The organism is Paenibacillus paludis (assembly GCF_042610515.1).
Lineage (GTDB): Bacteria > Bacillota > Bacilli > Paenibacillales > Paenibacillaceae > Paenibacillus_AQ.
Window position 1 is genome coordinate 24,763 of the sequence record NZ_JBGJZP010000024.1, and the last position, 25,476, is coordinate 50,238.

27 protein-coding genes are annotated in these 25,476 nt (G+C 51.6%); 16 read left to right on the forward strand and 11 right to left on the reverse strand.

All coding sequences use genetic code 11. The features are described 5' to 3' along the window. Positions 1-65: 65 nt before the first annotated feature. On the reverse strand, positions 66-1,160 hold the full coding sequence (locus ACAN56_RS30040; protein ID WP_379147484.1) for a M24 family metallopeptidase: 1,095 nt from the start codon (positions 1,158-1,160) through the stop codon (positions 66-68). A 210-nt stretch (positions 1,161-1,370) separates the two neighbouring features. Between ACAN56_RS30040 and ACAN56_RS30045 the strand changes: the two genes are divergently transcribed. Continuing rightward, positions 1,371-2,720: a PQQ-dependent sugar dehydrogenase gene (locus ACAN56_RS30045; RefSeq protein WP_379147486.1), complete on the forward strand. Its 1,350-nt coding sequence runs from the start codon at positions 1,371-1,373 to the stop codon at positions 2,718-2,720. Between the two features lie 114 nt (positions 2,721-2,834). Here ACAN56_RS30045 and ACAN56_RS30050 read toward each other — a convergent pair whose 3' ends face one another. Next, positions 2,835-3,563, reverse strand: coding sequence for an MBL fold metallo-hydrolase (locus tag ACAN56_RS30050; protein ID WP_379147488.1), 729 nt, complete (start codon positions 3,561-3,563; stop codon positions 2,835-2,837). Positions 3,564-4,188: 625 nt separating this feature from the next. Here ACAN56_RS30050 and ACAN56_RS30055 point away from each other — a divergent pair. Continuing rightward, a complete protein-coding gene (locus ACAN56_RS30055) occupies positions 4,189-5,049 on the forward strand; it encodes an SDR family oxidoreductase (protein WP_379147490.1) in 861 nt (286 codons plus the stop codon). 13 nt (positions 5,050-5,062) lie between these two features. Continuing rightward, positions 5,063-5,566, forward strand: a complete 504-nt coding sequence (locus ACAN56_RS30060; protein WP_340894276.1) for a GNAT family N-acetyltransferase — start codon at positions 5,063-5,065, stop codon at positions 5,564-5,566. 43 nt (positions 5,567-5,609) lie between these two features. On the opposite strand, the gene ACAN56_RS30065 is transcribed toward ACAN56_RS30060, so the two are convergent. After that, the gene (locus tag ACAN56_RS30065; RefSeq protein WP_379147492.1) at positions 5,610-5,954 is read right to left on the reverse strand and encodes a winged helix-turn-helix transcriptional regulator; all 345 of its coding nucleotides are present in this window, start codon (positions 5,952-5,954) and stop codon (positions 5,610-5,612) included. A gap of 90 nt (positions 5,955-6,044) precedes the next feature. Here ACAN56_RS30065 and ACAN56_RS30070 point away from each other — a divergent pair, with 90 nt between their 5' ends. From ACAN56_RS30070 to ACAN56_RS30105, 8 genes are all read left to right on the forward strand, one after another. Further along, a complete protein-coding gene (locus tag ACAN56_RS30070) occupies positions 6,045-6,305 on the forward strand; it encodes a YqkE family protein (protein ID WP_038587188.1) in 261 nt (86 codons plus the stop codon). A 524-nt stretch (positions 6,306-6,829) separates the two neighbouring features. Further along, positions 6,830-8,281: an RtcB family protein gene (locus ACAN56_RS30075; RefSeq protein ID WP_379147495.1), complete on the forward strand. Its 1,452-nt coding sequence runs from the start codon at positions 6,830-6,832 to the stop codon at positions 8,279-8,281. Position 8,282: 1 nt separating this feature from the next. Next, complete coding sequence (locus ACAN56_RS30080) at positions 8,283-9,569, forward strand: AAA family ATPase (protein ID WP_038587192.1); 1,287 nt, start codon at positions 8,283-8,285, stop codon at positions 9,567-9,569. Between the two features lie 272 nt (positions 9,570-9,841). Continuing rightward, positions 9,842-10,345, forward strand: coding sequence for a sigma-70 family RNA polymerase sigma factor (locus ACAN56_RS30085; RefSeq protein WP_076112666.1), 504 nt, complete (start codon positions 9,842-9,844; stop codon positions 10,343-10,345). Beyond that, the gene (locus tag ACAN56_RS30090) at positions 10,338-11,546 is read left to right on the forward strand and encodes an anti-sigma factor (RefSeq protein WP_379147497.1); all 1,209 of its coding nucleotides are present in this window, start codon (positions 10,338-10,340) and stop codon (positions 11,544-11,546) included. Before ACAN56_RS30085 ends, ACAN56_RS30090 begins: the two co-directional genes overlap by 8 nt. A 167-nt stretch (positions 11,547-11,713) precedes the next feature. Then, positions 11,714-12,220 carry a metallophosphoesterase family protein gene (locus ACAN56_RS30095; protein ID WP_076112664.1) on the forward strand — a complete coding sequence of 169 codons (507 nt, stop codon included), beginning with the start codon at positions 11,714-11,716 and terminating at the stop codon, positions 12,218-12,220. A 122-nt stretch (positions 12,221-12,342) separates the two neighbouring features. Beyond that, entirely contained in the window at positions 12,343-12,819 is a 477-nt protein-coding gene (locus ACAN56_RS30100) for a GNAT family N-acetyltransferase (protein ID WP_076112690.1), read from the forward strand. A gap of 14 nt (positions 12,820-12,833) precedes the next feature. Further along, the gene (locus tag ACAN56_RS30105) at positions 12,834-13,544 is read left to right on the forward strand and encodes an HAD family hydrolase (protein ID WP_076112663.1); all 711 of its coding nucleotides are present in this window, start codon (positions 12,834-12,836) and stop codon (positions 13,542-13,544) included. 130 nt (positions 13,545-13,674) lie between these two features. Here the strand turns inward: ACAN56_RS30105 and ACAN56_RS30110 are convergent, their stop codons facing one another. Beyond that, positions 13,675-14,793, reverse strand: coding sequence for an FAD:protein FMN transferase (locus ACAN56_RS30110; RefSeq protein ID WP_340894263.1), 1,119 nt, complete (start codon positions 14,791-14,793; stop codon positions 13,675-13,677). A gap of 205 nt (positions 14,794-14,998) precedes the next feature. Next, the gene (locus ACAN56_RS30115; RefSeq protein WP_379147501.1) at positions 14,999-15,931 is read right to left on the reverse strand and encodes a glycosyltransferase family 2 protein; all 933 of its coding nucleotides are present in this window, start codon (positions 15,929-15,931) and stop codon (positions 14,999-15,001) included. A 237-nt stretch (positions 15,932-16,168) separates the two neighbouring features. On the opposite strand from ACAN56_RS30115, the gene ACAN56_RS30120 reads away from it, so the two are divergent. Beyond that, positions 16,169-16,891 carry a DsbA family oxidoreductase gene (locus tag ACAN56_RS30120; protein ID WP_379147503.1) on the forward strand — a complete coding sequence of 241 codons (723 nt, stop codon included), beginning with the start codon at positions 16,169-16,171 and terminating at the stop codon, positions 16,889-16,891. Between the two features lie 103 nt (positions 16,892-16,994). On the opposite strand, the gene ACAN56_RS30125 is transcribed toward ACAN56_RS30120, so the two are convergent. From ACAN56_RS30125 to ACAN56_RS30145, 5 genes are all read right to left on the reverse strand, one after another. Continuing rightward, positions 16,995-18,575 carry an oleate hydratase gene (locus ACAN56_RS30125; RefSeq protein ID WP_038587216.1) on the reverse strand — a complete coding sequence of 527 codons (1,581 nt, stop codon included), beginning with the start codon at positions 18,573-18,575 and terminating at the stop codon, positions 16,995-16,997. Positions 18,576-18,717: 142 nt separating this feature from the next. Further along, the gene (locus ACAN56_RS30130; RefSeq protein WP_076112659.1) at positions 18,718-19,074 is read right to left on the reverse strand and encodes an HIT domain-containing protein; all 357 of its coding nucleotides are present in this window, start codon (positions 19,072-19,074) and stop codon (positions 18,718-18,720) included. Positions 19,075-19,292: 218 nt separating this feature from the next. Further along, positions 19,293-19,868, reverse strand: coding sequence for a dihydroxyacetone kinase transcriptional activator DhaS (dhaS, locus tag ACAN56_RS30135; RefSeq protein WP_038587220.1), 576 nt, complete (start codon positions 19,866-19,868; stop codon positions 19,293-19,295). Positions 19,869-19,930: 62 nt separating this feature from the next. Then, the gene (locus ACAN56_RS30140; protein WP_340894258.1) at positions 19,931-20,329 is read right to left on the reverse strand and encodes a hypothetical protein; all 399 of its coding nucleotides are present in this window, start codon (positions 20,327-20,329) and stop codon (positions 19,931-19,933) included. A gap of 20 nt (positions 20,330-20,349) precedes the next feature. Further along, positions 20,350-20,865, reverse strand: a complete 516-nt coding sequence (locus tag ACAN56_RS30145) for a hypothetical protein (protein ID WP_379147507.1) — start codon at positions 20,863-20,865, stop codon at positions 20,350-20,352. Between the two features lie 283 nt (positions 20,866-21,148). Between ACAN56_RS30145 and ACAN56_RS30150 the strand changes: the two genes are divergently transcribed. The 4 genes from ACAN56_RS30150 to ACAN56_RS30165 are packed head-to-tail and all read left to right on the forward strand — an operon-like array spanning position 21,149 to position 24,148. Then, a complete protein-coding gene (locus ACAN56_RS30150; RefSeq protein ID WP_379147508.1) occupies positions 21,149-21,814 on the forward strand; it encodes an amino acid ABC transporter permease in 666 nt (221 codons plus the stop codon). Further along, positions 21,795-22,472, forward strand: a complete 678-nt coding sequence (locus ACAN56_RS30155) for an amino acid ABC transporter permease (RefSeq protein ID WP_038587228.1) — start codon at positions 21,795-21,797, stop codon at positions 22,470-22,472. Before ACAN56_RS30150 ends, ACAN56_RS30155 begins: the two co-directional genes overlap by 20 nt. 22 nt (positions 22,473-22,494) lie before the next feature. After that, entirely contained in the window at positions 22,495-23,241 is a 747-nt protein-coding gene (locus tag ACAN56_RS30160; protein ID WP_379147510.1) for an amino acid ABC transporter ATP-binding protein, read from the forward strand. A gap of 31 nt (positions 23,242-23,272) precedes the next feature. Continuing rightward, entirely contained in the window at positions 23,273-24,148 is an 876-nt protein-coding gene (locus tag ACAN56_RS30165) for a cysteine ABC transporter substrate-binding protein (RefSeq protein ID WP_379147512.1), read from the forward strand. 101 nt (positions 24,149-24,249) lie between these two features. On the opposite strand, the gene ACAN56_RS30170 is transcribed toward ACAN56_RS30165, so the two are convergent. After that, positions 24,250-25,275 carry an RluA family pseudouridine synthase gene (locus ACAN56_RS30170; protein WP_340894252.1) on the reverse strand — a complete coding sequence of 342 codons (1,026 nt, stop codon included), beginning with the start codon at positions 25,273-25,275 and terminating at the stop codon, positions 24,250-24,252. Between the last annotated feature and the right edge of the window lie 201 nt (positions 25,276-25,476).

The window sequence follows — 25,476 nt, forward strand, 5'->3', positions numbered from 1 at the left end:
GAGTCTCCCGTTATGGGGTCGGCTCACTGCTTTTTTTGATGGACATATCTTATATTGGAATGCTGTTACAAATGGAGGATAGTCAGCTCTTTCGGGAAGCTGGTCAGCGTTACGGGACCTTCTGCTGTAATAAAGACATCATCTTCAATACGTACACCGCCTACGCCCGGCACATAGATGCCCGGTTCCACGGTGAATACGTTGCCGTTCTCGATAATATCCGTATTTAAACCGTGAAGGGAAGGATACTCATGGGTATCCATGCCAAGTCCATGGCCGACACGGTGCATGAAATATTCCCCGTAACCCGCATTTTCGATCACTTCACGCGCTGCCCGGTCCACTGAGCCGAAGGTAGCTCCTGCTCGGGAAGCGGCAATGCCTGCCAGGTTAGCGGCCAGCACCGTGTTGTAGATTTCGGTCAGCTTGCTGTCCGCTTCCTCCACGGCAAAGGTCCGTGTGATGTCGGAAGCATACCCGGCGGCATATACGCCAAGGTCGAACATCAGGAAATCACCCGGCTGGATGATGCGGTCTCCCGGCACACCATGCGGAAGGGCAGTGTTAGAACCACTGAGGACCATAGTGTCGAAGGAAGGACCGGAGGCGCCGACCTTTTTCATCAGATATTCCAGCTCGGCTACCAGCTCAATTTCGCTGACTCCGCTTTTCACATGGTTTAGACCGCGGCGCAGAACCTCTTCCACCAGCTCGGCGGCATGTTTCATCCGGCTGACTTCCTCCGGTGTCTTCTTGGCGCGCATCGCCCGGAGCAGGGGACCAATATCGCTAAATTGCGCTGCAGGCACAGAATCGGCGAGCAGCTCATACCGGCTTACGGAGAAATGCTCTTTCTCTATGCCGAGTGTTCCAGGTGTTTTGCCGCCAAATTGCGACTTTAGCAGCTCATACGGATTATCAGTATCGCTGTGTGTCAGGATCGTCGTGACGGAGGAAGCCGCATGCGCCGCTTCGGCATCCAGTGCCGGAACAATCAGGACGGGCTCCTCTCCGCGAATCAGCAGCAGGCCAAGAAAACGTTCATGCGGATTGCTGGCAAACCCGGTCAAGTAGTAGACATGTTTGGGATCGGTGACGAGCAGAGCGTCCAGCCCTTCTCCCGCCATTCCCCCAGCCAAGCTTTGTAGAGCATCATTCATTTCAGGTGTTCCCCTTTCGTCATCACGATAAAAAAAAGCAATGTTTTCATTATAGATCATTAGCCGGCAGGGTGCACGCCTCTGTAGATTTGCTTGCCCAAAGGGTTTAGCGAACCGCAAGGCCGGGTAATAGTTGCCCAAATTGATTGCAGACTGAACATAACAAGCTTTGAAGCCAGTGTTCATATATTCTTTCAGGAGGTGACAGCCATGTCCGGCAAAAGAAAAGTCCACCACAGCCTTCTAGGGTGCTGTATGTTGATCCTGCTGACAGGAGGGTTGTCAGCCTGCACAGCTTCTTCCGAAACCAGTAATGCGGGGGAAACGCTGAAGAGTGCAGGGCCGCACCTCTCGGGAAACCCTGCAGAGAGCGCAGATCCATCCCTGGTTTCTCCGTCAAATAATACTGCGGATGGAAAATCGGGTCAGCAGGCAGAGGCGCAGGTCTCACCGGGTCCCGCTCCCTCTGCAGAACCAACCCCATTTACAGTATCCGAGGATCCTGCAACAACAGCTTCTGTAAAGTCCAAAGCATCCTTCCCCTATACAGCTCAAACAGTAGCAACGGGGCTGAATGTCCCTTGGGAAATGGCATTTGCTCCGGATGGGCGGATTTTTTTTACTGAACGGCCCGGCAGCCTGCGGGTGATTGAGAATGGTAAACTGAGAAAGGCTCCGCTGCTGGAGCTTCTTGCGCCGTTTGTCAGCAAGGGGGAGGGCGGTCTCTTGGGACTTGCGCTGGATCCGGCGTTTGAAAAAAGCGGGTATGCCTACGTCTACCATTCCTATCTCCATACAGACGGCGGAGTGCAGAACCGTGTACTGCGGCTCAAGATCAGCAGCGGCAAAGCGGAGATTAACAAGGTGATGCTGGATGGCATCCCTGGAGACATCAATCATAACGGCGGCAGGCTTAAAGTAGGACCGGACGGATATCTGTACGTCACTGCCGGTGAACGATATAAGCCGGAGCTGGCACAGGATAAAGACAGTCTGGGCGGAAAAATCCTGCGAATCTCACTTGACGGGTCCATCCCGCAGGATAACCCTTGGCCGGATTCTCCCGTCTACAGCTGGGGCCACCGCAACCCGCAAGGGTTGGCCTGGCAGCCGGACACTGGAGTGCTTTACAGCTCGGAGCATGGCCAGTCCAGCCATGATGAAATCAATATCATTGAGGCAGGCGCCAATTACGGCTGGCCGCTTATTGAGGGCGATGAAACCGCAGGCAAAGGTGAGGTGAGTCTGAGGCTTCCGCTCCTGCATAGCGACAGCCAAACCTGGGCTCCGTCGGGAATGGCTTTTATTACACAGGGTCCATGGAGCGGCGAACTGCTGGTTGCCGGGCTGGCCGGAGAACAGCTGCTGTGGATTTCCCCGTCGTCCAGAGGGGGGAAGGCTAAGGCAACAGCATTATTCCAGGAGAAATGGGGACGGCTCCGCAATGTGGCCGAGGGTCCGGATGGTACCTTATATGTAATGACGAATAACCGGGATGGCAGGGGCGAGCCCGGAAACAATGACGACAAGCTGATTGCCCTGAAGCCAAACTGGAAATGAGCCTAGTGCCGCTCCTCGTTTGATATCCCATCATGATAAAAAATCAGGCCCGCTCGTAGATTACTCTACTTGCGGGCCTGATTTTTGTCTGGACTATAAGCCGGATATGCTCTGTTAGAGCGCATCCGTCAATTGGTTGATCAGCTCCTGCGGACTGCCGTCGTAGAGTCCGCCGTGGTAACAGAGGACGGACTGGATTAACCGTCCTTCCAGCTTGTGCAGGCTGCGCAGCGCCTGTGGCATGTCCGGTGTGGCCGACTCTGCCGGTCCGGTCAGCTGTCCGTCTACGACGAGCAGCTCATCGACTGCCAGCAGCAGCGCTTGTTCCTGCACATAAAGGCAGATATGCCCCGGCGTATGGCCGGGGGTATGAATAATTTCGATGCCGCCGCCCCACGGCAGCCGCTGGCCGTCATGCAGCTCCGTGAAGCTGCCGAGCTGTGCCAGCTGCTCCAGAAACGCATGGAACTGCTCCTGAAATGCCTGCGGCATCTGCGCGACCCGCTGCGGATTCATTTTCAGCATCGGCTGGCTGTTCGTGATTGCCGGAATATCGCCCGGATGGGCGAATAGCTCAACGCCGGGGAGCTTCTGCACGAGCAAAGGGAGATTGCCGATATGATCAATATCCTGATGGGTGAGGATAATGCGTTTAATACTGGAAAGCTGTTCGCCCGCTTGCTCTATAGCTTGCAGCAGAGTATCATATTGGCCGAACATGCCGGTGTCTATGAGGGTCAAGTCCTCCCCATCTTTCAGCAGCACCGGATAAATCTTGGTAGGGCCCATTACGGGTGAGATCATGGGGACAGTCAGTACGATAACATTTGGGCCAATATTCATAGTTCAGCTCCGGGAATAGGATTCCCGGAATTCACCTCCATATAAGTTTTCTCAGTTAACAATCGGCGTTCCGTTCGGGACCTTGCGGTCCGGAGCCAGCAGGATGACCTCGCCTTCCTCTGCATGCGATGCGTAACCCGCCAAACGTATATCCATGAGCATGGTTTTGGTGCTGTTTCTGCTCGGCGGACTGTATGTTCTTTATTTGGCTCAAATCCCGTGATCAGCACTCCACGCGGACTGCATAGCCCTTATTTGCCTGGAAAACAGGCTAAACAACCCATTTTCAATGAGATAGCGGCGCTGGTGTCCGTTCGAAGAGTGAGGAGTCCTTTTTGTACAAAATAACGTCTCCTGAGTCCGCGAGACAGTCCGAGCCGCTAGATGCTGATTGCCGGCTGATGTATCCTGTGCTCCATTCGTTTGACGCCGTATCCTATTCAAATAATGATACAATTACAGGAATGCAGCAATCAGGATGAGCGATTCATAGAGCTTGATAGCCATATGTACTGAAAGGCTTTTCTTGTGCACCTGATTTGATGTAACATAATCTTAAAACATATGCTGTGGAAAGGCCAGGCTGGCAGGTGTAATTGGCAGGTTGCTAGAGAGGGGATTGGCCATGAATGGAAAGACGGTGCTTGTAACCGGAGGTAACTCCGGGATGGGATTGGCAACGACGGTTGAAATGGCCCGCCAGGGAGCAACGGTGGTGATGGCCTGCCGCAGCCGTAAGCGCGGGGAAGAGGCGCTGGCGGAAGCCAAGCGGCAGAGCGGATCTGACCATATCACGCTGATGTTATGCGATTTGGCTTCGTTTCAGAGCATACGCGGGTTTGCAGCGGAGTTCAAGGCGAGCCACCCCATACTCGACGTATTGATTAACAATGCCGGTGTAGTGGCTGTTAGACGTGAGCTTACGGCGGACGGCTTCGAGCAGGACTTCGGCGTGAACCATTTGGGACACTTCTTGCTGACCCGTCTGCTGCTGGATCAGCTAAAGGCGGCTGAGCAAGGCAGGATCGTGGTCGTTGCTTCCGGGGCCTACAAGATCGGAAAGCTGTATTTGAACGATCCTACTCTGTCGCGCGGTTTCAATCCGGCCAAGGCTTACGCGCGTTCCAAGCTGGCCAATATCCTTTTTACGAGAGAGCTGGCCAAGCGCCTGCAGGGCACGGAAGTTACGGTCAATGCTGTACATCCGGGTGCTGTGGGGACCAATATCGGGGTTAACCGGGAGACAGGCTTTGGCCGCTCGGTGCTCAAGCTGTTGTCCTATTTCTTCCTGACACCCGAGCAGGGGGCGGACACGGCTATCTATCTGGCGACGGCACCGGAACTGCTGGGAGTGACCGGACAATATTATTACCGCCGAAAGATCAAAGAGCTGTCACCGCGGGCACTGAATCAGGAAGATGCCGAACGTTTGTGGCAGTGGAGTCTGGAACAGACCGGAGCAGAGCAGGGCTTACACAACTTTTAGGAGGTTCTGAAGAATGGCTTGGCACAATTACAGCATTGAAGATGCAACACTAGAGGATTTAGGGGCAATTGTGGAGATTTATAATTCAACGGTAGCCGGACGGATGGTTACTGCTGACCTGGAGCCGGTTCGGGTGGAGGACCGCTTGCACTGGTTCCATGAGCATAACAGCCATCATCGCCCGCTGTGGGTACTGAAGCAGGACGGCGAGGTTGCCGCCTGGTTCAGCTTCCAGTCGTTCTATGGCCGTCCGGCCTATAATGGAACCGCAGAAGTCAGTGTATATGTAAGCGGGAAGTTCCGCGGCAGCGGTGCCGGGAGTATCCTGCTGACCAAGGCACTGGAAGAATGCCCGCGCCTTGGTCTTCAGAATTTAGTTGGTTTTGTATTCGGCCACAACGAGCCAAGCCTGGCTCTGCTGCGGAAATTTGGTTTTGAACAATGGGGACTGCTGCCTGGTGTTGCTGAAATGGACGGCATTCAACGCGATCTGGTCATTATCGGCCGCAAGCTGTAAGGAGCAGCGCACCATTGTTTGTGCAGTATGTGAAGGCTAACCCTTACTCCGGAGGAATTCTTTCCGGCCCGCAGCCTTCCGGTTCAATCCAGGATTTCGACCATTCCTGCAGATCACGGATGACCGATTCCAGCGCCCGCCCTTTATCCGTCAAGGAGTATTGAATTCTTACAGGTGTCTCGGGAAATACTTCGCGGAGGACAATGCCTTCCAGCTCCAGTTCCTTAAGCCGTTCGGACAAGAGTCTGCCGCTGACGGGCAGAGAAGACTCGATAACACTGAAGCGCTGTGGTCCCTGAAGGAGCTGATAGATGATTAAGCCTGTCCAACGTCTGCCGATGATATCCATGCTTTTCTGTAACTTTGGACACAAATCTAGGGATTTCATAAGGCTCACCTCTTACTGAACATTATAAACGAAAAGACCTATAACTAAAACAAATTTGAACTACATGCAATGCCCGAAAGGATGAGCTACATGGCCAAAAAAAAGAAAATAACCCCTGCTCCACGTCCCGCTGCATCGGATGCTCCGGCAACACTCCGGGATCTCCTCAGCAGTGATGTGCTTGACAAGCTGAAGGCGCAGTCCGATGCGCTCAAAGCCGAGGAGAATGACAAGAAAGAGGCAGCCCGCAAAGCGGTAGAGGATCAGCGGAAAGCCGAGCAGAAGCGGCTGGAGAATGATTTTGCCCATTTGCTGGAGAACAGCAAACAGGATTGGCATAAATTCAAGTAAACAAATAACCTATGAAGAGGCGCCTGGGAGGGTGTCTTCTTTTTTTGCGTGCAGGGGAAGTAGTCCTTTTGATGTATTTTTTGCGCAGGCGAGCCGCAGAATTCAGTAGATTCTGCGGTTTTTTTTGCAGCCTGGCGGACAGGACTTCCAATATTAGGGTTGACAATCTGCAGCAGAGCCATATATTATTGGGTTTATCATTTAGAGAAGGGAGGCCGATGGGCCATGATTGGAACTATTGTACTGGAATTGTTGCCTTGCCACATTACAACCGCATATGAACCATCTGATCTCATCGCCTTCGTCCGGGAGACATGATGCGCCCTTGGCTCATCCTGTCGCATTCTTGCACATGGGTAAGCTTTAAATTATGTTAGGTAATTTTGAAGCAATGATTAGCTCTTCGGGAGCCGTGGATCAGAACTGATCTGCGGCTTTTTTTGCGTACCTGAAACACTAAAGATTTCACGAACGGAAAGAAAATTTAACTTATCAACGAACTTGAGAGGAATTGAAAATAACTTATGAATAGTAATTCACAACAAGCGGGCTTCGATGAGCCGCAATATAAACACCGGGTGGCTCTTCCGGGAGGCGACCTGAAGGTCTATGCCAGCGGGCAATTATTTGCCACATTGGACTATAAGGTCATGGAAATGGCGAACAACAACCTGCAAATCCCGAATATTGAATATATGAGCTATACACCGGATGTGCATGTAGGCGTCGGCACCTGCATCGGCACAACTGCGGTATGGGATGCGGCAGGAGGATATGTGTCGCCCTCTATCGTGGGCAGCGACATCGGCTGCGGAATGCGCGTGCATCTCACCAATCTGCACAAGGATGATCTGCGTGAGGTTAAGCTGCGGAGAAAGCTGGTCCGCGCCATCGAGAAATATTTGCCGATGGAGGCGCAGCAGCGGGGTCATTACGGCGATATCCGGCTGGAGAATGTGGTCCGCAAGGGGCTGCACGGGCTCCCGAACAAATATGTACCCGACAGCTACACTCCGAAGAAATCAAGCGCGCTTTCCCATGTGGAGATCAGCAAGCTGGCTTTTGACGAGGAAATCCTGAATGAGCTGCCCGATATGGCCTGGCACCGCGGACACCGCCAGTTGGGTACCCTTGGAGGAGGCAATCATTTTGTCGAGATTCAGGCGATTGAGATTGCGGAGGAACAGCGGGAGGTGGCGGAAGCCTGGGGGCTGCAGGACGGGCAGGTTGCCGTGATGATCCATTCCGGCTCACGGGCCTGGGGCGGCATGGTCAACCAGTTCTGCACCCCGGCCTTCGCCAAGGTGATGGGGCAGCTAGGACTTGGCAGCGCCGATCCGCGCCTGATCTTTGCCCCGCTGGAACATCCGCAAGGCCAGCGCTATGTTAATCTGATGTACTCCGCCTTGAACTACGCTGTCGTGAACCGGCATCTGATCGCCTACGGTGTCCGCGAAGCGTTCCGTGAGGTGTTCGGCACGAAATGTGAGCTGCGCACCCTGTATGACCTGATGCACAATTATGCCTGGAAGGAAGAGACCTCTTCGGGGACCAAATTTGTGCACCGCAAGGGGGCAACCCGTGCCTTGCCGGCTCAGCATCCGGACAATCCGCGGCCCTATGCCGCGACCGGTCACCCGGCGCTGATTCCCGGCTCAATGGGCACCGCCTCTTATATCATGGTCGGCCAGCCCGGCGGGGAAGAGAACTTTTATTCCATCTGCCACGGTGCAGGGCGGATCCGTTCACGCACGGCAACGAAACGGCTGGTGTCTGTTCATGAATTTTCCCAGTCGCTAAAGGTAGGCAAAGAAGATGAGATTGTAGTAAACCAGCATTCCCTGGAATCTATCATTGACGAATCTCCCCAAGCCTATAAGAATGTAGATGAGATCATAGAAAGCGTTACGGGCGCCGGCCTGGCTGCCGTTGTGGCCAAGTGCAAGCCGCTCGCAGCGATAAAGGGGACCAAATAGGATGGAGCAGGAGTGCAAGAAACAGGCTGTGATTTACGAATACGATGGAGGCACGAGTGGCATGATCAAAGGGTACGACGTCTACGCCCGCCTAGTAGACGGTATCCTTGAAGCTCTTTATGCCCGCTATGGTGTCCGCTATGAGCTGTACGCCAGCGACGACCCCAACAGTGAGTATTGGAAGCTGCTGGAGAATGATGTGCAGTCCGGCAATCCCGGAGTAGAGCATGTGGCGCGGATATTTGACCGGCTGGAGGACCGTACCTTTGTCTACGACGATGACAAGGAGCAGCCGGAGTATAATATTCACCTGTCGATCCGCAACAATGTGCTGGCTTATCCTGCCATGGGCGTGGCGCTGGCACGCGTGCCCGTATTTCAGGAGAACGGCATCAACTTTCAGGATTTTGTATTTGCCGCCTCCGACGCGCAGCTGCAGGCTTTCCTGAGCAATGTGCGCACGCGGCAGCGGGAGCAGAATATCAATAAGGTGACGGTGTTCACCGATCGGCGCAACGGTATTTTCCGGGAAGATGAGCCAATCACCCGTTCTGTCGGACGGGAGGAAGTGGTGCTGGATGTCGCGATCAAAAAGGAAATCTACCGCTCGCTCGACCAGTTTTTCGATTCGGACCGCAGCTTCTATGTGACCTATGATATCCCTTATAAACGGGGGATTCTGCTCTACGGGCATCCGGGCAACGGCAAGACGACGCTCGTCAAGTCCATCGCCGGAAGTGTGCCCGGACCGGTGATCTATTGGCAGATCACCGAATATACAAGCAGTGAGTCGGTAGGCGAGGTGTTTGAAGCCGCAGCCCGGCTGGCACCGATGGTGCTGGTGATTGAGGATATCGACTCTATGCCGCAGGAGGTCAGATCCTTTTTCCTGAATACTTTGGACGGGGCGACCTCCAAGGAAGGCATCTTTCTGATCGGCACGACCAACTATCCGGAGAAGATAGATCCCGGGCTGATGAACCGCGCCGGACGTTTTGACCGGGCATATGAGATCAAAATGCCGAATGAGGAGCTAAGGCTGGAGTATTTGCGGCTGCGCGGCTTCTCGACCTTTGCCGGTGATGAGGGAGTCGATCTGGCGGCACGCTTGACCGGAGATTTCTCCCTGACCCAGCTTGGCGAGCTGTATGTCAGTGCGGCACTGGAATGGCATGAGAACGGCAGAGCCGATGTGGAGGCGCTTGTCCGCGGAATGCGCGGAGAGCTGGACAAAGGACGCAAGCGCGAATGGATGAAGGACGGCTCGTCCACGATTGGATTTTACTGATTTTATTTGGCAAAGAAGCCCGGGTCCTGGAGACACCGGGCTATCTTTTTGTATTTACGTTTCATTATCTTGGTTAGGGCACCCGTCTGCCTACCGAAAGATTGTACGCGGTATTTTTTGCATCGATGGACCGGGTTATCCTGATTGATTCATCTTGGATGAATATCTGTTTGGCCTTTTGCTCCTCACCTGTTTAATAAGCAAAAAAAATTATTATCCTGACCATGTAACTTTTTCCAATCTTATACGTGGTTAGAGTAAGGGGGGAGGGAATGAAGCCAAATTCGCTGGATGATCTTTATCAGAGTTATGTTCAGGATATTTACCGCTATTTGCGCTCCCTCTGTCATGATCACCATGTGGCCGAAGATTTAATGCAGGAGACTTTTTACCGGGCTTATCTGTACCTGGAGAATTGCCGTGAAGACACCATCAAGCCGTGGCTGTTCCGCGTCGCCTATAATGCTTTTGTGGATTACAAGCGGAAAGAGAGCCGGAGTGTCACCAAAGAAGCGGGTTATTTCAATGAGCTGGCCCATCCGGATACGACCGAAGGCACCCTGCTGCGGCAGGAACGTCTGGAAGAGATGGCCTTGTCTGTAGATAGCCTGCCGGAGGGGCAGCGCCACGCGCTGCTGTTGTACGATTTTCACGGAATGTCTTACAAGGAAGCGGCGGAGATCATGGATGTGGGGCTGTCTCAATATAAAATATTGTTATTCCGCGCCAGACAGCGGCTGCGGGAGGCAGAGCGGAGGAGGAGCAGGCATGAGTGAGGAGTTCAAGGAGAAGCTGCGGAAGTACAGCGAGGGGACGCTGCCGGAAGAGGAACGGACTGAACTGGAGCAAGAGTTGGAGAAGCTGGAGGCCTATCAGGTCTATGTGGATGAGCTGATGGAACGGGAAGACCACTTGTCTGAACATCAGGGGGTAGATCTCTCCAACGGCAAGAGCAAGGGTAAGGGAAAAAGCAAGAGGAAATCTGCGTCCGCCAGGGAAAAGGGCATTATCCGCCGCGGCAAATGGAGGGCGCGAATAGCCAATACGTTTACTGTACTGGCGGCATTTCTGGCATTTTGGACCATCAGCGGTATTATCACTGCAGTGTTCTATAGTACCGGTGGCCGGGGGGAGACTTACAGTGATGTAGTATCATCAGCGGTAGCTGTCTCCCGCCCGAATACGATTGTCCATTTGAGCAGCAACGCGAAGTTCTTTTTCAGAATGGAAATGTCAGGTAAGCTGCTGAAGCAAATCGGCGGGGAAACGGTGGATGTGGGAAGCTACTCCACTCCGTTTCTGCTGGGGCTGGGCGGTGTAGGCAAGTTCTCCTGGACGGATGAACGGAGTGGCGGGAATTATTACTTTCAATACCCGGAAACAGGGAAGAACTCAGGCAGTCTGCGCAGCGACGGGGTGGAGTGGCGGATGCTGGAGAAGCTTCACGAGGGCACCGTGGCTGAGGCTTATCTGTCTTTAGACCGGTTATACACAACGGATGAGCTGCTGAAGAAGCTGGAGCCATTGAATCTGTTGCCTGTGTGGTTCGCTGCAGATGCCGGTCAATTCTCGCGTGAACGCTTTGCCGGCACTCCCCTTGGATTTCCTTATACACCGCTGTGGCATGCCGATGACATGAAGGTAACAAAGATCTCAGAAGAGAAATCGGGCTGGTTCAGCAAGGTGACTTCAAGCAGTTCGGTCTCTCCAGCTGTTGAATCCTACGGGGACGGCGCTTTGCGTGAGGAGAACTTCATGGATACCTTGCGGCTAATGCAGCAGCATAAAAAAATATCAAACAACGTAGCCCCATTCATTGATCTGGATGAATCCATAAGTTATCTCGGGGAGCACGGCGTTAAGCTGTATGGAGTTGTTGTTACGGGTCCGGTAAAGGAGCTGCTGAAGCTCCGGGAGGATACATGGATCAGCAATATCCGGATTGGGGAAGTTCGGCTGTGGAACTGGCGGGAATAGGGAACTGAACTATAGAGGCAATCATGCATTTTGGACTCGATAGCTTAAGGGAAACAACCGGTTTACTTGCTTCTCCCACGCGCAAATCGTACAATTAGCAGAATATTAATGATTATGGCTGCTTGCGATACTTGCGCGGGCAATATGGGGATTAGGAGCTGAAGCTGATGAAAATAGGAGTTGTATCGGATACGCATATGTCACGGAACGCGAAGTCGTTGCCGCAGGCGCTTGTGGCGGAATTCCGCCATGTTGACCAGATTCTGCATCTCGGCGATTGGGTGGCGCTGGAGATCTATGAAATGCTGTCGCAGCTCGCGCCGGTCGAGGGAATTGCCGGCAATAATGATGGAGCCGAGATTATTCAGCGGTTCGGAGAGCGCAAGATCATTACGCTGGAAGGTGTGCGTATCGGGATGATCCACGGACATGCCCCGTATTCGCGCAAAGGTACGGATGGGAATGCACTGCTCGCTTTTGAAGGCGATGAAGTGGACTGCATTCTATTCGGTCATTCTCATCAGCCGCTGATGCGCAGGGAAAACGGCATTCTGCTGTTTAATCCCGGGTCGCCGACCGACAAACGGCGGGAGAAGCAGTATTCATTCGGGCTGCTGGACATCGAAGACGGCATAATCAGTGCCCGGCATGTCTTCTATGACTCCAGGGACTAAGTAAGGAAATCGGAAGCATTGTCCAAACTAAAGTGCATTCTCTCCATGTTCACCTGGCAGCTGAACTTTTAAAATAATGTATACATCTTATTATTGGCTGTTGCCGGAAAGTTGGAATGATGATGCCGGAGTATCGTTTGGAACGTGCTGGCCTTGAAGACCTTGAACAGATTGCTCTGCTGTTTGATGAATATCGCGTGTATTATGGCCAGGTTTCCGATCTTCAAGGAGTCCAGTTTTTCCTGAAAGCCAGACTGGAGGCGGATGAGTCCGCAATTTGGATGGCTGTAACGGGGAACGGCGCTAATAAGGAGGCCGGAGGGTTTGCCCAGCTCTATCCATCCTTCTCCTCGGTGAGCATGCAGCGGCTCTGGATACTGAATGATCTGTATGTGGCCGCGGAGCTGCGCGGACAGGGTTTGGGCTCCTTACTGCTGGACGGTGCCCGGGAGTTCGCTTTGAGCACTGGAAGCAAAGGGCTGACCTTGACTACGATGACAGATAATACTACTGCGCAGCGTCTATACGTTGCGAAAGGCTATGTCCGGGATGATGAGTTCTACACTTATAATCTATTTTTGAATACCAAGCATGAATAGTAAGGGGCGTTAATGTGGATAACAGCAATAAACTGGCGGTTTTTTTTGATTTGGATGATACTTTGTACGATCATTTGGTGCCTTTCCGGGAAGCGGTACGCGAGGTTTTGGCCCCGGATGAGGACAGTCTGGACTATGCGGAGCTATTTTATAAAGTGAGGCATCACAGTGACCAGCTCTGGCCAAAGTATTTGCGGGGCGAGCTTGAGCTGGAGGAGACGCGGGTGCAGCGTCTGGAGCTGGCTTTTGCCGAATACGGGATGGACCTTAGCCGGGAGCAGGCAGCCCAAGTTCAGGCGTCCTACATTGGCCGGCAGTATTCCATTCAGTTCATAGACGGTGTAGAAGAGCAGCTGCGGCGGTTCATCGCTCTTGGGCACAAGGTGGGGATTATCACCAATGGCCCGAAGGCTCACCAGATGAGCAAGCTGCGCGGACTTGGCATCGACAAGCTGATTCCGGAAGAGATGATCTTCATCTCGGATGCCGTTGGGCTGGCCAAGCCGGACCCGGAGATCTTTGCCCATGTTAACCGCGTGAGCGGAACAACAGCGGAGAACTCGCTGTATGTCGGAGATACCTGGAACAATGATGTAGTTGGCGCGCTTGCAGCAGGCTGGAAAGTATGCTGGTACAATCCGCGCGGCAGACAGCCGGGAACCGGTCATAGCCCAAGCTTCACCTTTGCCAGTTACCAAGAATTCAGCGAGCTTCCGCTGATCTGAGGACACGTACTCATAACGAAAATAAATAAGCGGCGGAGCCTCAGCTCCGCCGCTTATTCGTTCTATGGTTCCGAAAGACAAGAGTGTATAGGCTTCGGATAATGATTGTCCCTTATCTTCTTCTTCTTAGTTACTCCGCAAAGCTATACGTTGGATCCGTGAGCTGCAGTCTCTCTCTAATGCCTGAAGTGGCATAGATTTTGTTGTCATCGGTAATGAAGAAGGCTTCCACGTCCTCCGGCAGAGCTTCAAGGTAGGCCATGCCTTCCTCAAGCCCCATCAGGAATACGCCGGTGGACAAGGCATCCGCATCCGTTGCGTTCGGGCTCATAATCGTAATGCTCTTTAAGCCGTTCTGGGAAGGGAATCCTGTACGCGGGTCAAGTATATGGTGATAGCGAATATTATCCTGCGTGAAGTAACGCTCATAAACGCCGGAAGCATCGATGACCTCATTAGAAATCTTGATAGTGCCCAGCTGTGTGCCGCGGGTCTTATCGGGGTCCTGCAGGCCTATGTTCCACTGCGATCCATTCGGCTTGTTGCCGAGGGCAATGATGCTGCTGCCGCCGAGGTTGATCATCGCACTGTCCAGACCTTGCTCCTTCAAATAATCGGCGATCCGGTCAGCGGCATAACCTTTGCCGATTCCGCCCATATCGAGCACCATGCCTTCTTTAGCCAGCTTCACGGTCTTCGCGGCTTCATCAACAATAATGTCCTTGTAATTGGTCAGGCTCTTGGCTTGTTCGATATCTGCTTGCGGAGGAACCTGCTCGCCGCCGTTGCCGATATTCCACAGATCCACTAGCGGCCCAATCGTCGGATCGAACAGCCCGTCCATCTCTTCGGCATATTTAATCGAAAGCTTGACGATGTCCAGAGTTTCGTCTGAGACAGTAACAGCTTCCTTACCTGCTGCCTGGTTGACCGCGTAGATTTCTCCATTTTCCTTAGTGCGGCTGAACTCTATATCCATCCGTTCCAGCATGGCCTGAATGTCGTCCATATTTTTCTGCTCGGCATGATCGCCGAAGACCTTAATGTTAACGACCGTATCATAAATGTAAAAAGTCTGCTCAAGGGATTTCGTTCCGCCTTGTTCCGAAACTTTTGCACCGCCTGGGGTATCGGAAGTACTGGCAGCGTCTTTATCCTTGTTGCCTGTAAGCATCCATATGCCGGCAACGGCAACGATAATGATGACGAGAGCGACCAGAATTATCGCCGTTTTTTTGTTTTTGAACATATTCCACCATCCATAAAAGTAGTTTCTTGAACTCATCTTTACTATCATACCCCAGATAGAATGGCAATGGATACTAATTTCATGACATTTTGCGGATTAAGATGACCGGAAGAAGCAGTCCGCAGAAACAGCAGAAACACCCGCTTCCCGAAAGGGCAGGCAGGTGTTTCTGCTGTTGTCCATTATGAAGTTTGTGTGGAGAGCGTTAGTCCAGCATATATTCGCTGTATTTATTCTTGCGGGGATTGAGTACAAAGAGGATGCCGCTGATATAGCCTGAAACCGCATTGAAGTTGCGCTTCAGAGTTGATTTGCCGGTCAAATAAATCAGCGTCCACAGCAGGGCAGCGTAGTTCTTCACCGGGGCTTTGCGCAGATTGAGCAGGTAATAATGGTTCACCGCGGTTGCACGGGCGACGCGTCCCGCTTTATCACGGGAGCTTGGGGATTCATGATGGGTAATCTTCATATCCGGGTTGATTACAAGCTTGCCGTATTTGCTGGCCAGATGGCACATATAAATATCATCAGCCACGGCATAGCTGGTCATCCAGGGGTAAGGTTTCATATCCCTCAACGCCTCACGTTTGAAAGACATATTGCAGCCGTGGAAGAAATCCGTTTCAAAGGTATCCTCCGTTTCTCCCCAGAGCAGCAGTGAGCCTGCCAGCGTGCTGGCCGACAGTCTGCCGGGCGAAGCCGACATTTGGCAGGTAAGCACGCCGAGCAGCTTGCCGGATTTGCTGCTGGAGAGGCCTTTGGCGATGCCGCCTACTCCGACAATCGCCGGATCGGCCGCATAGGTGTCCAGCATCCGGCGGATATACAGCGGATCATCCAGCTCGGCGTCATCATCGAAGCTGAGCACAATGTCTCCGTCGATCAGGTTCAGCGCTTCGTAACGGGAGAGCCAGACGCCAGGTTTGGTTTTGCGGTAATAACGCAGCTCAGCACTTGGCATCTGCGCCAGCACCTTGCGCAAATAGTCCAGGACATTCTCCTCAATATCGCCATCATCAACAATCAATAGCTCGATCGAGACGTCTTCCAGCTCTGTCTGCCTGCCGATGGATTCAATACATAGCGTAAGATCGCTGATCCGGTTGCGCGTGGGAATTACTATAGACACATCATGCATGCCGCTGGCTCCTTCTGGGACGCCTATCGTCCGCTAGTAATAGTGGTAATGATGTAAAGCACCGAAAGTACGTGTTGATCTAATTTTACTCCCCCATAAGTAGGGCGTATATACCACTTTCGTTTACTTTTATTTAGCATTTGTGTTTTTTGGTTTTTAACTATATAATTGTAAGTGACGTATTATTTGTTAATGGTAATATCAATGTATTCACAATCCCATTAGGAGGAATTTAATGTGAGAATAGATATATGGTCCGATTACGCCTGCCCGTTCTGTTATATCGGCAAAAGACGGCTTGAACACGCGCTAAGCCAATTTCCTGACCGCGACAAGGTGGAAGTGGTGTACCGCAGCTTTCAGCTGGATCCGAATGCCCGTGCAGATGCAAGCAGGGATATTCATGATCAGCTGGCCGCCAAATATGGCATGACCCGCGAGAAGGCCAAAGCGATGAACGAACAGCTGGCGGAGCAAGCCAGAGGTGTCGGCCTGGAGTTCAACTTCGATACGGTGGTGCATACCAATACCTTCGACAGCCACCGGTTGAGCCATTATGCCGCTGCTCAAGGAAAGGCAGCGGCAATGACCGAGCGGCTGCTGCGCGCTTATTTTACCGATACGGTTAATATTGGAGAGCGCAGTGTTCTGGTTTCGCTGGCCGGCGAGGTTGGACTGGACGCTGCCGAAACCGCAGCGATGCTGGATAGCGATGCCTACGCGGCTGAAGTGAATGAAGATATTGAAGAAGGGCAACGCCTTAATATTACCGGCGTCCCCTTCTTCGTCTTCAACAATAAATATGCGGTATCCGGTGCACAGCCCGGCCCGGTATTTTCCGAGGTGCTGGAGACAGTATGGGCGGAGGAGAAGAACGCTCCGGTACTGCAGGTTGTCGGCAAACCACAGTCACAGGCACCGGATGCCGAAGGCTGCGATGACGGTTCTTGCAGCATCTGATTGAGCGCGTTAGAGTCCATACAACCCCATAGTTAGTCAATGCACAAAGAAACCTCTCCCTTGCGTGATCAAGGGAGAGGTTTCTTGATTATCTATGATTTTATTATCTTAATGAAGTCACAAGGCTCGAAAGTAATGTCCGAACATCATACTGGTACTGATTGATTGGCTCAACCGGACGGTTGATGCCGAGCAGGGTGTAGACGGCGATTCTGGCCGCTCTGACGGAATATTCCTCGGTGAACACCACATCGTCTGGAATTTCGCAATATTGACCGACGAATGCGAGGTTGGTAGAGCCCTCTGGCACGACCAGTGGTCTGTCGCTGCCGAGTCTCGGCATGAACTGGGAAGTAATATACGGCATCATGCACGGGATACAGTTGGCGGTTGCCATAATCTCAGCTTTATGCTCTTCAAAGTGCAGATGTCCGATCAGCTCTTCCATGATTTCTGCCCCGGTACAGTCGCTCATTTTCTTCTTGACGAAATCGCCTACCTTGTCAGGATACAGCCCATAGCCCCAGAATACCGTAACATGCTCAGGCTGATCGCGGAAATGCGGCTGGAACGCCAGCACTACGGACATGAACCAGCTCGAATCCTTGAAGGTGACGAGTGCGCCGGTGCCGGCCCGGTTGCGTGTGAATTTCTCCATCAGATCAAAGAATTTGGAGTCTTCGAACGTAACGGTGAACGATTCCCACTTGGAGCCGTCGACATGATCGTCGAAGGAAGATGGATTGCCGAGGCCAGGTTTTTTGGCGGCAATGTTCTCCCAGAGCTTCCACGAGCTGCCTTTGCCGTTGAGACGCGGTGCGGTGCTCATCGAACCGAGGCTGGAGCCTTCGGTCATGGAGCCGTTAGTGACGATAACCAGATCGCCATCTTTCACTTCAATGACATCTTCCACGCCTTGACGCAGCACGTTCATCTTCGTGACGGTGATGCCGTCGCCGTCTTTGAACTGTAGGTCAGTTACTGTACATTTCAGCGTAAAGTCTACACCGAACGGCTCCAGATATTTGTGCAGCGGAAGGATGATCGAATCGTATTGATTATAAGGTGTGCGGGTGACACCTTCGAGCGTTTGAATTCTTGGGAATTCGTGAATAAAGCGCAGCATGTATCTTTTGAACTCAATGGCGCTGTGCCAAGGCTGGAAGGCGAAGGTGGTCGCCCACATATACCAGAAATTCGTCTCGAAAAAGTGCGGAGCGAACCAGTCGTTAATCCGGGCCTTGCCCATCTTTTCCTCTGGTGTAATAATCAGCTTGCCCATTGCCAGCCGGTCGGCCATATCGAACCCCATCGACAATACGTCTTCAACTTCACCCTTGCTGTTCACCAGTCTGGCGTTGGAATGGGTAGGGTTGGCGTCGTCGAATTCGGTAATTTCTTCCCGGACGGACTTTCCCGGATGGTCGATCGAAGGGATGGTGTTGAGAAGCTCCCATAAATTCTCATAGGCTTCATCGTTGAGCATCCGTCCGCCGCGAATGACATATCCATGCTCTACACTGCCTGCGCCGTCATTGCTGCCGCCGAGGATCTTCATCTCTTCAATAATGTGGATGTTCTTTCCCGGAAAATCGCAGTCTCTGACGAGGTATGCCGCACCCGCAAGGGATGCAATCCCGCCTCCGACAAAATAAACCTGTTGGTTACCGTACTCTCTTTTCACTGAATACTCGCCTCCATAGGGTTGCTGATTGCTGTTGCTAACCCTAATGTAACCCTAGGCCGGTCCAGAAGGTATAATCAAAACCGCCAGAGTGTATGGATTTTGGTCACTTTAGGCAAAGTGTATAGTTTTTTTACAGTAATTAACAAGGTTCTACAGGGAAGGAAGGTGATCTGAGCGGGTTGCCAAAGGCAATATGCCAATGCAGGTGCTTGGAATCCTGATAATTGCCTAAGTTCGTGAGAACTCTGCAAGCTCCGTGCTCTTGCGTTACCATGGCGGCGACCTGCTTGATAACGCCAAATAACTCAAGAAATAATTCAGTGTCCTCTTCTTCAAGGGTGAGAAGTGAGGAGATATGCTTTTTGGGGATAGCTACAATATGCACGGGATAAAAAGGTTTCGTATGATAATAGGCTAGCACATTTTCTGTCTCCAGCACTTTATGTACCTGGGTTTTGCCGTTCAATACCTCATCGCAATAAAAGTCCTCTGTCATGGTGGCCTCCTGATTTTTGCATATTTTTCACTTCAAAGTCTTAAATTCCGCATCGTTTCTGCTATTCTTGCCCAATAGATTGCCAACTGGATCCAATTAGCCAAGTGGAAACGGCTTTGCCGTCCTCAAAAGGACGGTATCCGTTTCAGCGAGAAATAGAAGGATAAGTTATCGTGTGAAACATATAAATTCTTATATTTCCAAAAAAGCTGCGCACCCTAAGGTAACGACAGCTTTTTCTCGTATTTATGCAGCGCCTTCAGAAAATTCCCTTCAATCAGCACACTGAGCTGCTCAATCATATGCTTCGGCTGATCCTTCATCCCGTCGCGCATCCACTGAATGATAAGCCCGGTAAAGGCGAGAGTGTAGAAGTTGGCGATGAACCGCTTGTCTTCGGCACTAACCTCCATTCCGCTTGACAGCTCCTGAATGACGCCCATAACCAGGCCGTTGGTCACGTCGTACAGATAAGCATCAAGGTGGGATCTGCCGAGAGAATCCAGCGTATTACAGCAGAAGGTTCTATTGCTCTCAATATAACAAAAGATTCTGTAGAACCCGTCCGTCCATGTGTTGTAGCTCCGGTACTCAGCAATGCTCTCTACCGCCTCTGTCTTGTAAATCCAGCCCAGCAGCTCAAAAATATCCTGAAAATGATAGTAGAACGTCTGCCTGTTCAGCCCGCAATCGTCGACAAGATGCTTTACCGAGATTTTATTGAGCGGGGTGTGCTCCATTAAGTGCTTTAACGACTGGGCCAGCGCTTTTTTGGTCAAATAGGAAGTGGACATGGCAATATCACCTCATCATTTGTTCGGATTATTCAATTGTTTCGCCTGTGGACCCCGTGGATCTAAGGTTTCCGCAGCTTCCTGATCAGCAGATAACTGCCTTCGACGATAAGACCCAGAACGAAGCCGCCCGCTGTAAACACGATCAAAGACAGAAATCCCGCAAGATCCTCCCAGCCGGACATGTCCTGGTAAGTGTATTGATACATGGTGCCCAGTCCGAAAACAATGCCAATGGTGCTGATCAGCCATACCAGCTTGGCGCCAAACCACCCGAAGCTGTGCAGAATTCCGGAGACTACAAGGGCGAGCGCCGCAAAACGGGCAAAGACCGGAAGGTCGAAGTTTTCCCCGAGCAGCAGAAACCGGTGCAGAGCCAGCAGCAGCCAGAGAATCAAGGTATAAATCAGGTACCAGACGAACCAGCGATTGCTTTTGGCGGGAGGCAGGAACTTTAACATGGCTTCACCTCACTGTGATATTAGACCTTCTCCAGTTCCTCAGCGCTTCTAAGCAGAAACTCGAGCAGCTCCGGCAGATCGTCCATTTGCTCTTCATTAATTTGTCTCTTGAATGCGAGAGAGACGCAGCAGGTGTATAGGCCGCTATTGCTGCCGAAGGGGAAGCTTAGCGATTGCACGGGAGTAAGCTCCGGGCCCCAAATCCCGGTGATAATCTGTTCGATAGCAGAGCATTGAGTGGGGATATCCCCGATTTCCAAATGAAAACGCAGCAGTAGATTACAGCCGGGAACGGAATCCGGGACTTCCAGTATTTCATCACTGAGATCCTTCACCGACGAGCGGAGAACCAGTTCACTTGTTACCTTGCTGCTGCCGGCCAGCTTGAAGGAGAGGGTGAATTCCCTGGACATCAACGCCAGGTCCAGCAGATCGGAACGGTTCGTGACTACCAGAATTCCATCCAGATTATCATAGTCATAGATCTGATTCTCTAAGGAAACCTTAATATTCTCAAAGACAGTAGGGTGGAACACTGAAAGCACCTTCTTGATTTTCTCTACATTGTACCATGTGGGGAATGAGAGTGAAAATTCACAAAACACAGTTGACAAGTAGGTATTATGAGAATAAGATGATTACCACATTATGTGAGGTTTTTGGTTAAATTTTAAATATTTCAATAAGCTAGAATGGCCATTAAAAGGGCTGCAGTCCTTTGAGTGTCAGCTGATACTCATGGCCGATTATATAGCCGACTATACACATTTATATAGTTGTATATTACGGGTTGATTTTACGACAGAAGGTTGTGCACTTATGAATTTGGATTGGGAATTTATACTGGAGAGCTTGCCGCTTTACGGGAATGCGATGTGGCTGACAGTGAAGCTGGCATTCTGGGCGATTCTGTTCTCCACCGTTCTGGGACTGCTGTTCAGCATTATTTTGTATTACAAGGTGCGGGGGCTCCGGATGGTGATTCATGCCTACGTCGAGCTGTCGAGAAATACGCCTCTGCTGGTCCAGCTGTTCTTTCTCTATTATGGCTTGCCCAAGGTAGGCCTTCGCCTGAGCGAAGTGACCTGTGCCATTGTCGGCCTGACCTTTTTGGGCGGCAGCTATATGACCGAGGCGTTCCGCAGCGGAATTGAAGCGGTAAGCCGAACGCAGCTGGAATCCGGGCTCAGCATCGGGCTATCCAAATTTCAGCTCGCCAGGTATGTGATTTTTCCGCAGGCGTTTGCAATCAGCATTCCTTCTCTGGGAGCCAACGTGATATTTTTGCTGAAGGAAACCTCGATTGTCGGCGCCATTGCTTTAATGGACCTGATGAATGTGGCGAAGGATCTGATCGGCATGCATTACAAAACAGCGGAATCCCTATCGCTTCTGGTGTTGTCCTATCTTGTCCTTGTGCTTCCACTGTCGCTGGTCCTGACATGGCTGGAAAGGAAGGTAAGATATGCAGAATTCGGGGATTGAGGTGCTGTTTGAAGGATCGAATTTTGAGCGGCTGCTGGGCGGTCTGCTGGTCACGATAGAGATTTCGTTCATTTCCATTGCAATTGCAATGGTGCTTGGCATTGTGATGGGGCTCTTGAGAACCCTGAATTCGAAACCGCTAAGATTTGTCCTGCGGCTCTATCTGGAGGCCTTCAGAATCATCCCGATTCTGGTCTGGCTCTACGTGGTACATTTTAGTTTTACTCCCCTGCTCGATATCGATATCAGCGGAGAGGCTACCTCTATCCTGGTATTTAGTTTATGGGGAGCAGCCGAAATCGGAGATATCGTACGCGGGGCATTGGAATCGATGCCAAAACATCAGGACGAATCCGGCAAAGCGCTGGGCCTCAGCAAAGGGCAGCTGTACCGGTATATTCTGATTCCGCAAGCGGTCCGCAGAATGGTGCCGGGTTCGATCAATCTGGCCACACGCATGGTAAAAACTACCTCGCTTGTTGTGCTGATCGGAGTGATCGAGGTGGTGAAGATCGGACAGCAGATTATTGAGCTTGGCGTGATCAAGGCGCCGAATGCTTCCTTTTGGGTCTACGGCTTTATATTCATTCTTTATTTCGCCGTATGTTTTCCGTTGTCCAGGATTTCCAAGAGAATAGAGCGCAGATGGCAAAATTAGCATTCAGGAAGGAAGAAGGGCGATGGCAGATTCCAAAGAGATTTTGCTGGAGGTAAAAGGGCTGGAGAAAAGCTTTGGAGACCGGAAGGTTCTGAATAATATAGAGCTGCAGGTGGCGAAGGGGGAAGTTACAGTTATTCTGGGCCCGTCGGGCTGCGGGAAGAGTACCTTCCTGCGATGTCTAAACGGCCTGGAGCCGATTCAGGGGGGAGAAATTCGGTACCGGGGGCAGAATCTTGCCGGGAACGCTGTAGATTGGCGTGAAGTAAGGCAGCATATCGGCATGGTTTTTCAAAATTATGAGCTGTTTCCCCACATGACGGTTATAGACAACATTCTGCTCGGCCCGCTTAAGGTACAGAAGAGAGACGGCAAGGAAGCGCTGAAGCAGGCAGAAGAGCTGCTTAGCAGGGTTGGACTGCTGGACCGCAAGGATGCGTATCCCCGTCAATTGTCCGGGGGGCAGAAGCAGAGAATCGCGATTGTCAGAGCGTTATGCATGAATCCGGAAATTATGCTGTTCGATGAAGTGACGGCCTCTCTTGATCCCGAGATGGTGCGGGAAGTGCTGGATGTCATTCTGGGTCTGGCCCAGCAGGGAATGACCATGATCATTGTGACCCATGAAATGGGTTTTGCCAAGTCTGTTGGAGACCGGGTCATATTTATGGACCAAGGTAAAATTTGCGAAACTGCGGCTCCGCAGCAATTTTTCACCAAACCGGCGACAGAGCGTGCCCAGCACTTTCTGGATATATTTCAGTATTAACAAACTATATAGAAATTGGGGATGAAGAGGGATGAAAAAGAGTTTGAAATTTGCAGTATCGGTTATGGCAGCTGGAATGCTTTTGCTGGGTTTGACCGCATGCGGCAATTCGGGGAACAACAAGGAAGGGGCCGCTTCTTCAAAGTTTGCTTCTATTGAAGAGCTTAAGAAAAACGAAAAGATCCGGATCGGTGTGTTCGCCGACAAGCCGCCGTTTGGTTATGTGGACTCCGAAGGCAAAAACCAGGGGTTCGACGTTTATATCGCCAAAAGATTTGCCAAGAATTTGCTGGGGGATGAATCCAAGGCAGAGTTTGTGCTTGTGGATGCAGCCAGCCGTGTGGCCTATCTGGAATCCAATAAGGTTGATATCATTATGGCTAACTTCACAGTAACCGATGAACGCAAAGAAAAAGTGGATTTTGCCGCTCCTTACATGAAGTTGTCCTTTGGGATCGTTTCTCCTGACAGCGCGCCGATCACTTCCATTGACCAGCTGAAAGAAAAGGGCCAAAAGCTGATCGTAGCCAAAGGTACAACTGCCGAAACCTACTTCACAAAAGAACATCCGGAAATCGAGCTGCTTAAATTCGACCAGTACACAGAGATTTTTGCGGCACTTAAAGACGGACGCGGCGCAGCTATTGCCAATGATAATACGGAACTGATCGCGTGGGCTAAATCCAACCCCGGCTTTACCGTAAGCATCCCGGCTTTTGGCGGCCAGGATACGATAGCACCGGCAGTTGCCAAGGGCAATACGGAATTGCTGAACTGGATCAACACCGAACTTGAGACGCTGGGGAAAGAGCAGTTTATTCATCAGGCGTATAAAGAAACATTAAATGAAGTATATGGGGAAGGCTACACCGATGATTTGGTCGTTGAAGGCGGAAAGATCGAGTAGCACAGAGAAAGACACCCTGGAGGGTGTCTTTTTGCATCCATGCGGGGCCACCGAAATAACGATAACGGGTCTGAAATACAGGTGCTTGGTGTGATCAGGAATCAGTTGGTTGGCGCAGGGGCTGTGTATTTCAGGAACGTCTTGGGAATGGCGCTTTCAAAGGTCAGCAGTTCTCCTGAAGTCGGATGAACGAAGGAAAGCACGCGGGCATGAAGGCCAAGGCGGCCTACGGCCTTAGTCTCTGCGCCGTATTTCTTATCACCGGCGATAGGGTGGCCGATGTCAGCCATATGCACACGGATTTGATTTTTGCGTCCGGTTTCCAGTTGTACCTCCAGCAGAGAGAAATGGCGGTTGGCTTGAATAAGCTTGTAATGAGTTATGGCATGAAGCCCGTCGCCTTCATGGGGACTGGAATACATTTTGAGGGTCGAAGTTTCCTTCAGCCAGGAGCTGATGGTCCCTTCGGCCTTTTTGACGGCCCCTTCCACGAGTGCCACGTAGGAACGTTCCTTTACAGTTTCCTTCCACGTATTTTGCAGCTTCTGCTGAATGGCTTCACTCTTGGCAAACATCATCACGCCTGAAGTATCACGGTCCAGCCGGTGAACGACATAAATACGGTTGCGCGGATTGGTGAGGCGGACATGCTCCATCAGCTGGCGGTATGCCGTTAATTCATTGTCTTCCCCGGTGGCAATGGACAGCAGTCCTGCATCCTTCTGGATAATAATCAGATCATCGTCCTCATGAACGATGGTCAGCAGGGTCATCTCTTTGGCCTGTACTTGCTTCTCTTGGTCTATGGTTACAGTCTGACCCGGATGCAGCTGGAAATTGTGCCGGGTTATTGGTTTGCCGTTTACGGAGACCTGTCCGCGGGCGAGCAGTGACTTGACGGAGTTCCGTCCCTTGTTTGTGATTACGCTAAGCAAAAAAGGCAGCAGCTCTGCGGGCTCAGTTATGGAATAGCTTTTGACGGCAGCCTGTCCCTTCGCTTTGGCAGTGATGCCAGGCTTAGCGCCTGATTTATGGTTTCTTGCCCCTGATTTTGGCTGTGATTGGGAGGGGCCTCCGGGCTTGCCGCCCCGTTTGCTTGCCTCTTTGGGATTTCGTCTGGTGTTCATGCCTGCATTCTCCGTCCTCTAATATTGTATTCCTCAATATACCATGGGCCGTGAAGAAATACTATGGAGGGGTCCCTACATAACACTAATCAGCCCGACAATAATGAGGATAGAGAGGGCTCCATAGATCCAGCCAGCACAAAGGCCAATTTTCTGGAAAGGAAAATTGCGGATATCTATCAAGTGTTGCTTTGAACGGTG

What these genes read in the sequence shown, in the direction of transcription:
- ACAN56_RS30100 (WP_076112690.1), top strand. Translation starts at nt 12,343, where the DNA reads ATGCCGGAGTATCGTTTGGAACGTGCTGGCCTTGAAGACCTTGAACAG.
- ACAN56_RS30110 (WP_340894263.1), bottom strand. Translation starts at nt 14,793, where the DNA reads ATGTTCAAAAACAAAAAAACGGCGATAATTCTGGTCGCTCTCGTCATC.
- ACAN56_RS30055 (WP_379147490.1), top strand. Translation starts at nt 4,189, where the DNA reads ATGAATGGAAAGACGGTGCTTGTAACCGGAGGTAACTCCGGGATGGGA.
- ACAN56_RS30115 (WP_379147501.1), bottom strand. Translation starts at nt 15,931, where the DNA reads ATGCATGATGTGTCTATAGTAATTCCCACGCGCAACCGGATCAGCGAT.
- ACAN56_RS30140 (WP_340894258.1), bottom strand. Translation starts at nt 20,329, where the DNA reads ATGTTAAAGTTCCTGCCTCCCGCCAAAAGCAATCGCTGGTTCGTCTGG.
- ACAN56_RS30075 (WP_379147495.1), top strand. Translation starts at nt 6,830, where the DNA reads ATGAATAGTAATTCACAACAAGCGGGCTTCGATGAGCCGCAATATAAA.
- ACAN56_RS30090 (WP_379147497.1), top strand. Translation starts at nt 10,338, where the DNA reads ATGAGTGAGGAGTTCAAGGAGAAGCTGCGGAAGTACAGCGAGGGGACG.
- ACAN56_RS30150 (WP_379147508.1), top strand. Translation starts at nt 21,149, where the DNA reads ATGAATTTGGATTGGGAATTTATACTGGAGAGCTTGCCGCTTTACGGG.
- ACAN56_RS30085 (WP_076112666.1), top strand. Translation starts at nt 9,842, where the DNA reads ATGAAGCCAAATTCGCTGGATGATCTTTATCAGAGTTATGTTCAGGAT.
- ACAN56_RS30040 (WP_379147484.1), bottom strand. Translation starts at nt 1,160, where the DNA reads ATGAATGATGCTCTACAAAGCTTGGCTGGGGGAATGGCGGGAGAAGGG.
- ACAN56_RS30065 (WP_379147492.1), bottom strand. Translation starts at nt 5,954, where the DNA reads ATGAAATCCCTAGATTTGTGTCCAAAGTTACAGAAAAGCATGGATATC.
- ACAN56_RS30060 (WP_340894276.1), top strand. Translation starts at nt 5,063, where the DNA reads ATGGCTTGGCACAATTACAGCATTGAAGATGCAACACTAGAGGATTTA.
- ACAN56_RS30155 (WP_038587228.1), top strand. Translation starts at nt 21,795, where the DNA reads ATGCAGAATTCGGGGATTGAGGTGCTGTTTGAAGGATCGAATTTTGAG.
- ACAN56_RS30050 (WP_379147488.1), bottom strand. Translation starts at nt 3,563, where the DNA reads ATGAATATTGGCCCAAATGTTATCGTACTGACTGTCCCCATGATCTCA.
- ACAN56_RS30160 (WP_379147510.1), top strand. Translation starts at nt 22,495, where the DNA reads ATGGCAGATTCCAAAGAGATTTTGCTGGAGGTAAAAGGGCTGGAGAAA.
- ACAN56_RS30080 (WP_038587192.1), top strand. Translation starts at nt 8,283, where the DNA reads ATGGAGCAGGAGTGCAAGAAACAGGCTGTGATTTACGAATACGATGGA.
- dhaS (WP_038587220.1), bottom strand. Translation starts at nt 19,868, where the DNA reads ATGTCCACTTCCTATTTGACCAAAAAAGCGCTGGCCCAGTCGTTAAAG.
- ACAN56_RS30095 (WP_076112664.1), top strand. Translation starts at nt 11,714, where the DNA reads ATGAAAATAGGAGTTGTATCGGATACGCATATGTCACGGAACGCGAAG.
- ACAN56_RS30170 (WP_340894252.1), bottom strand. Translation starts at nt 25,275, where the DNA reads ATGAACACCAGACGAAATCCCAAAGAGGCAAGCAAACGGGGCGGCAAG.
- ACAN56_RS30130 (WP_076112659.1), bottom strand. Translation starts at nt 19,074, where the DNA reads ATGACAGAGGACTTTTATTGCGATGAGGTATTGAACGGCAAAACCCAG.
- ACAN56_RS30070 (WP_038587188.1), top strand. Translation starts at nt 6,045, where the DNA reads ATGGCCAAAAAAAAGAAAATAACCCCTGCTCCACGTCCCGCTGCATCG.
- ACAN56_RS30045 (WP_379147486.1), top strand. Translation starts at nt 1,371, where the DNA reads ATGTCCGGCAAAAGAAAAGTCCACCACAGCCTTCTAGGGTGCTGTATG.
- ACAN56_RS30165 (WP_379147512.1), top strand. Translation starts at nt 23,273, where the DNA reads ATGAAAAAGAGTTTGAAATTTGCAGTATCGGTTATGGCAGCTGGAATG.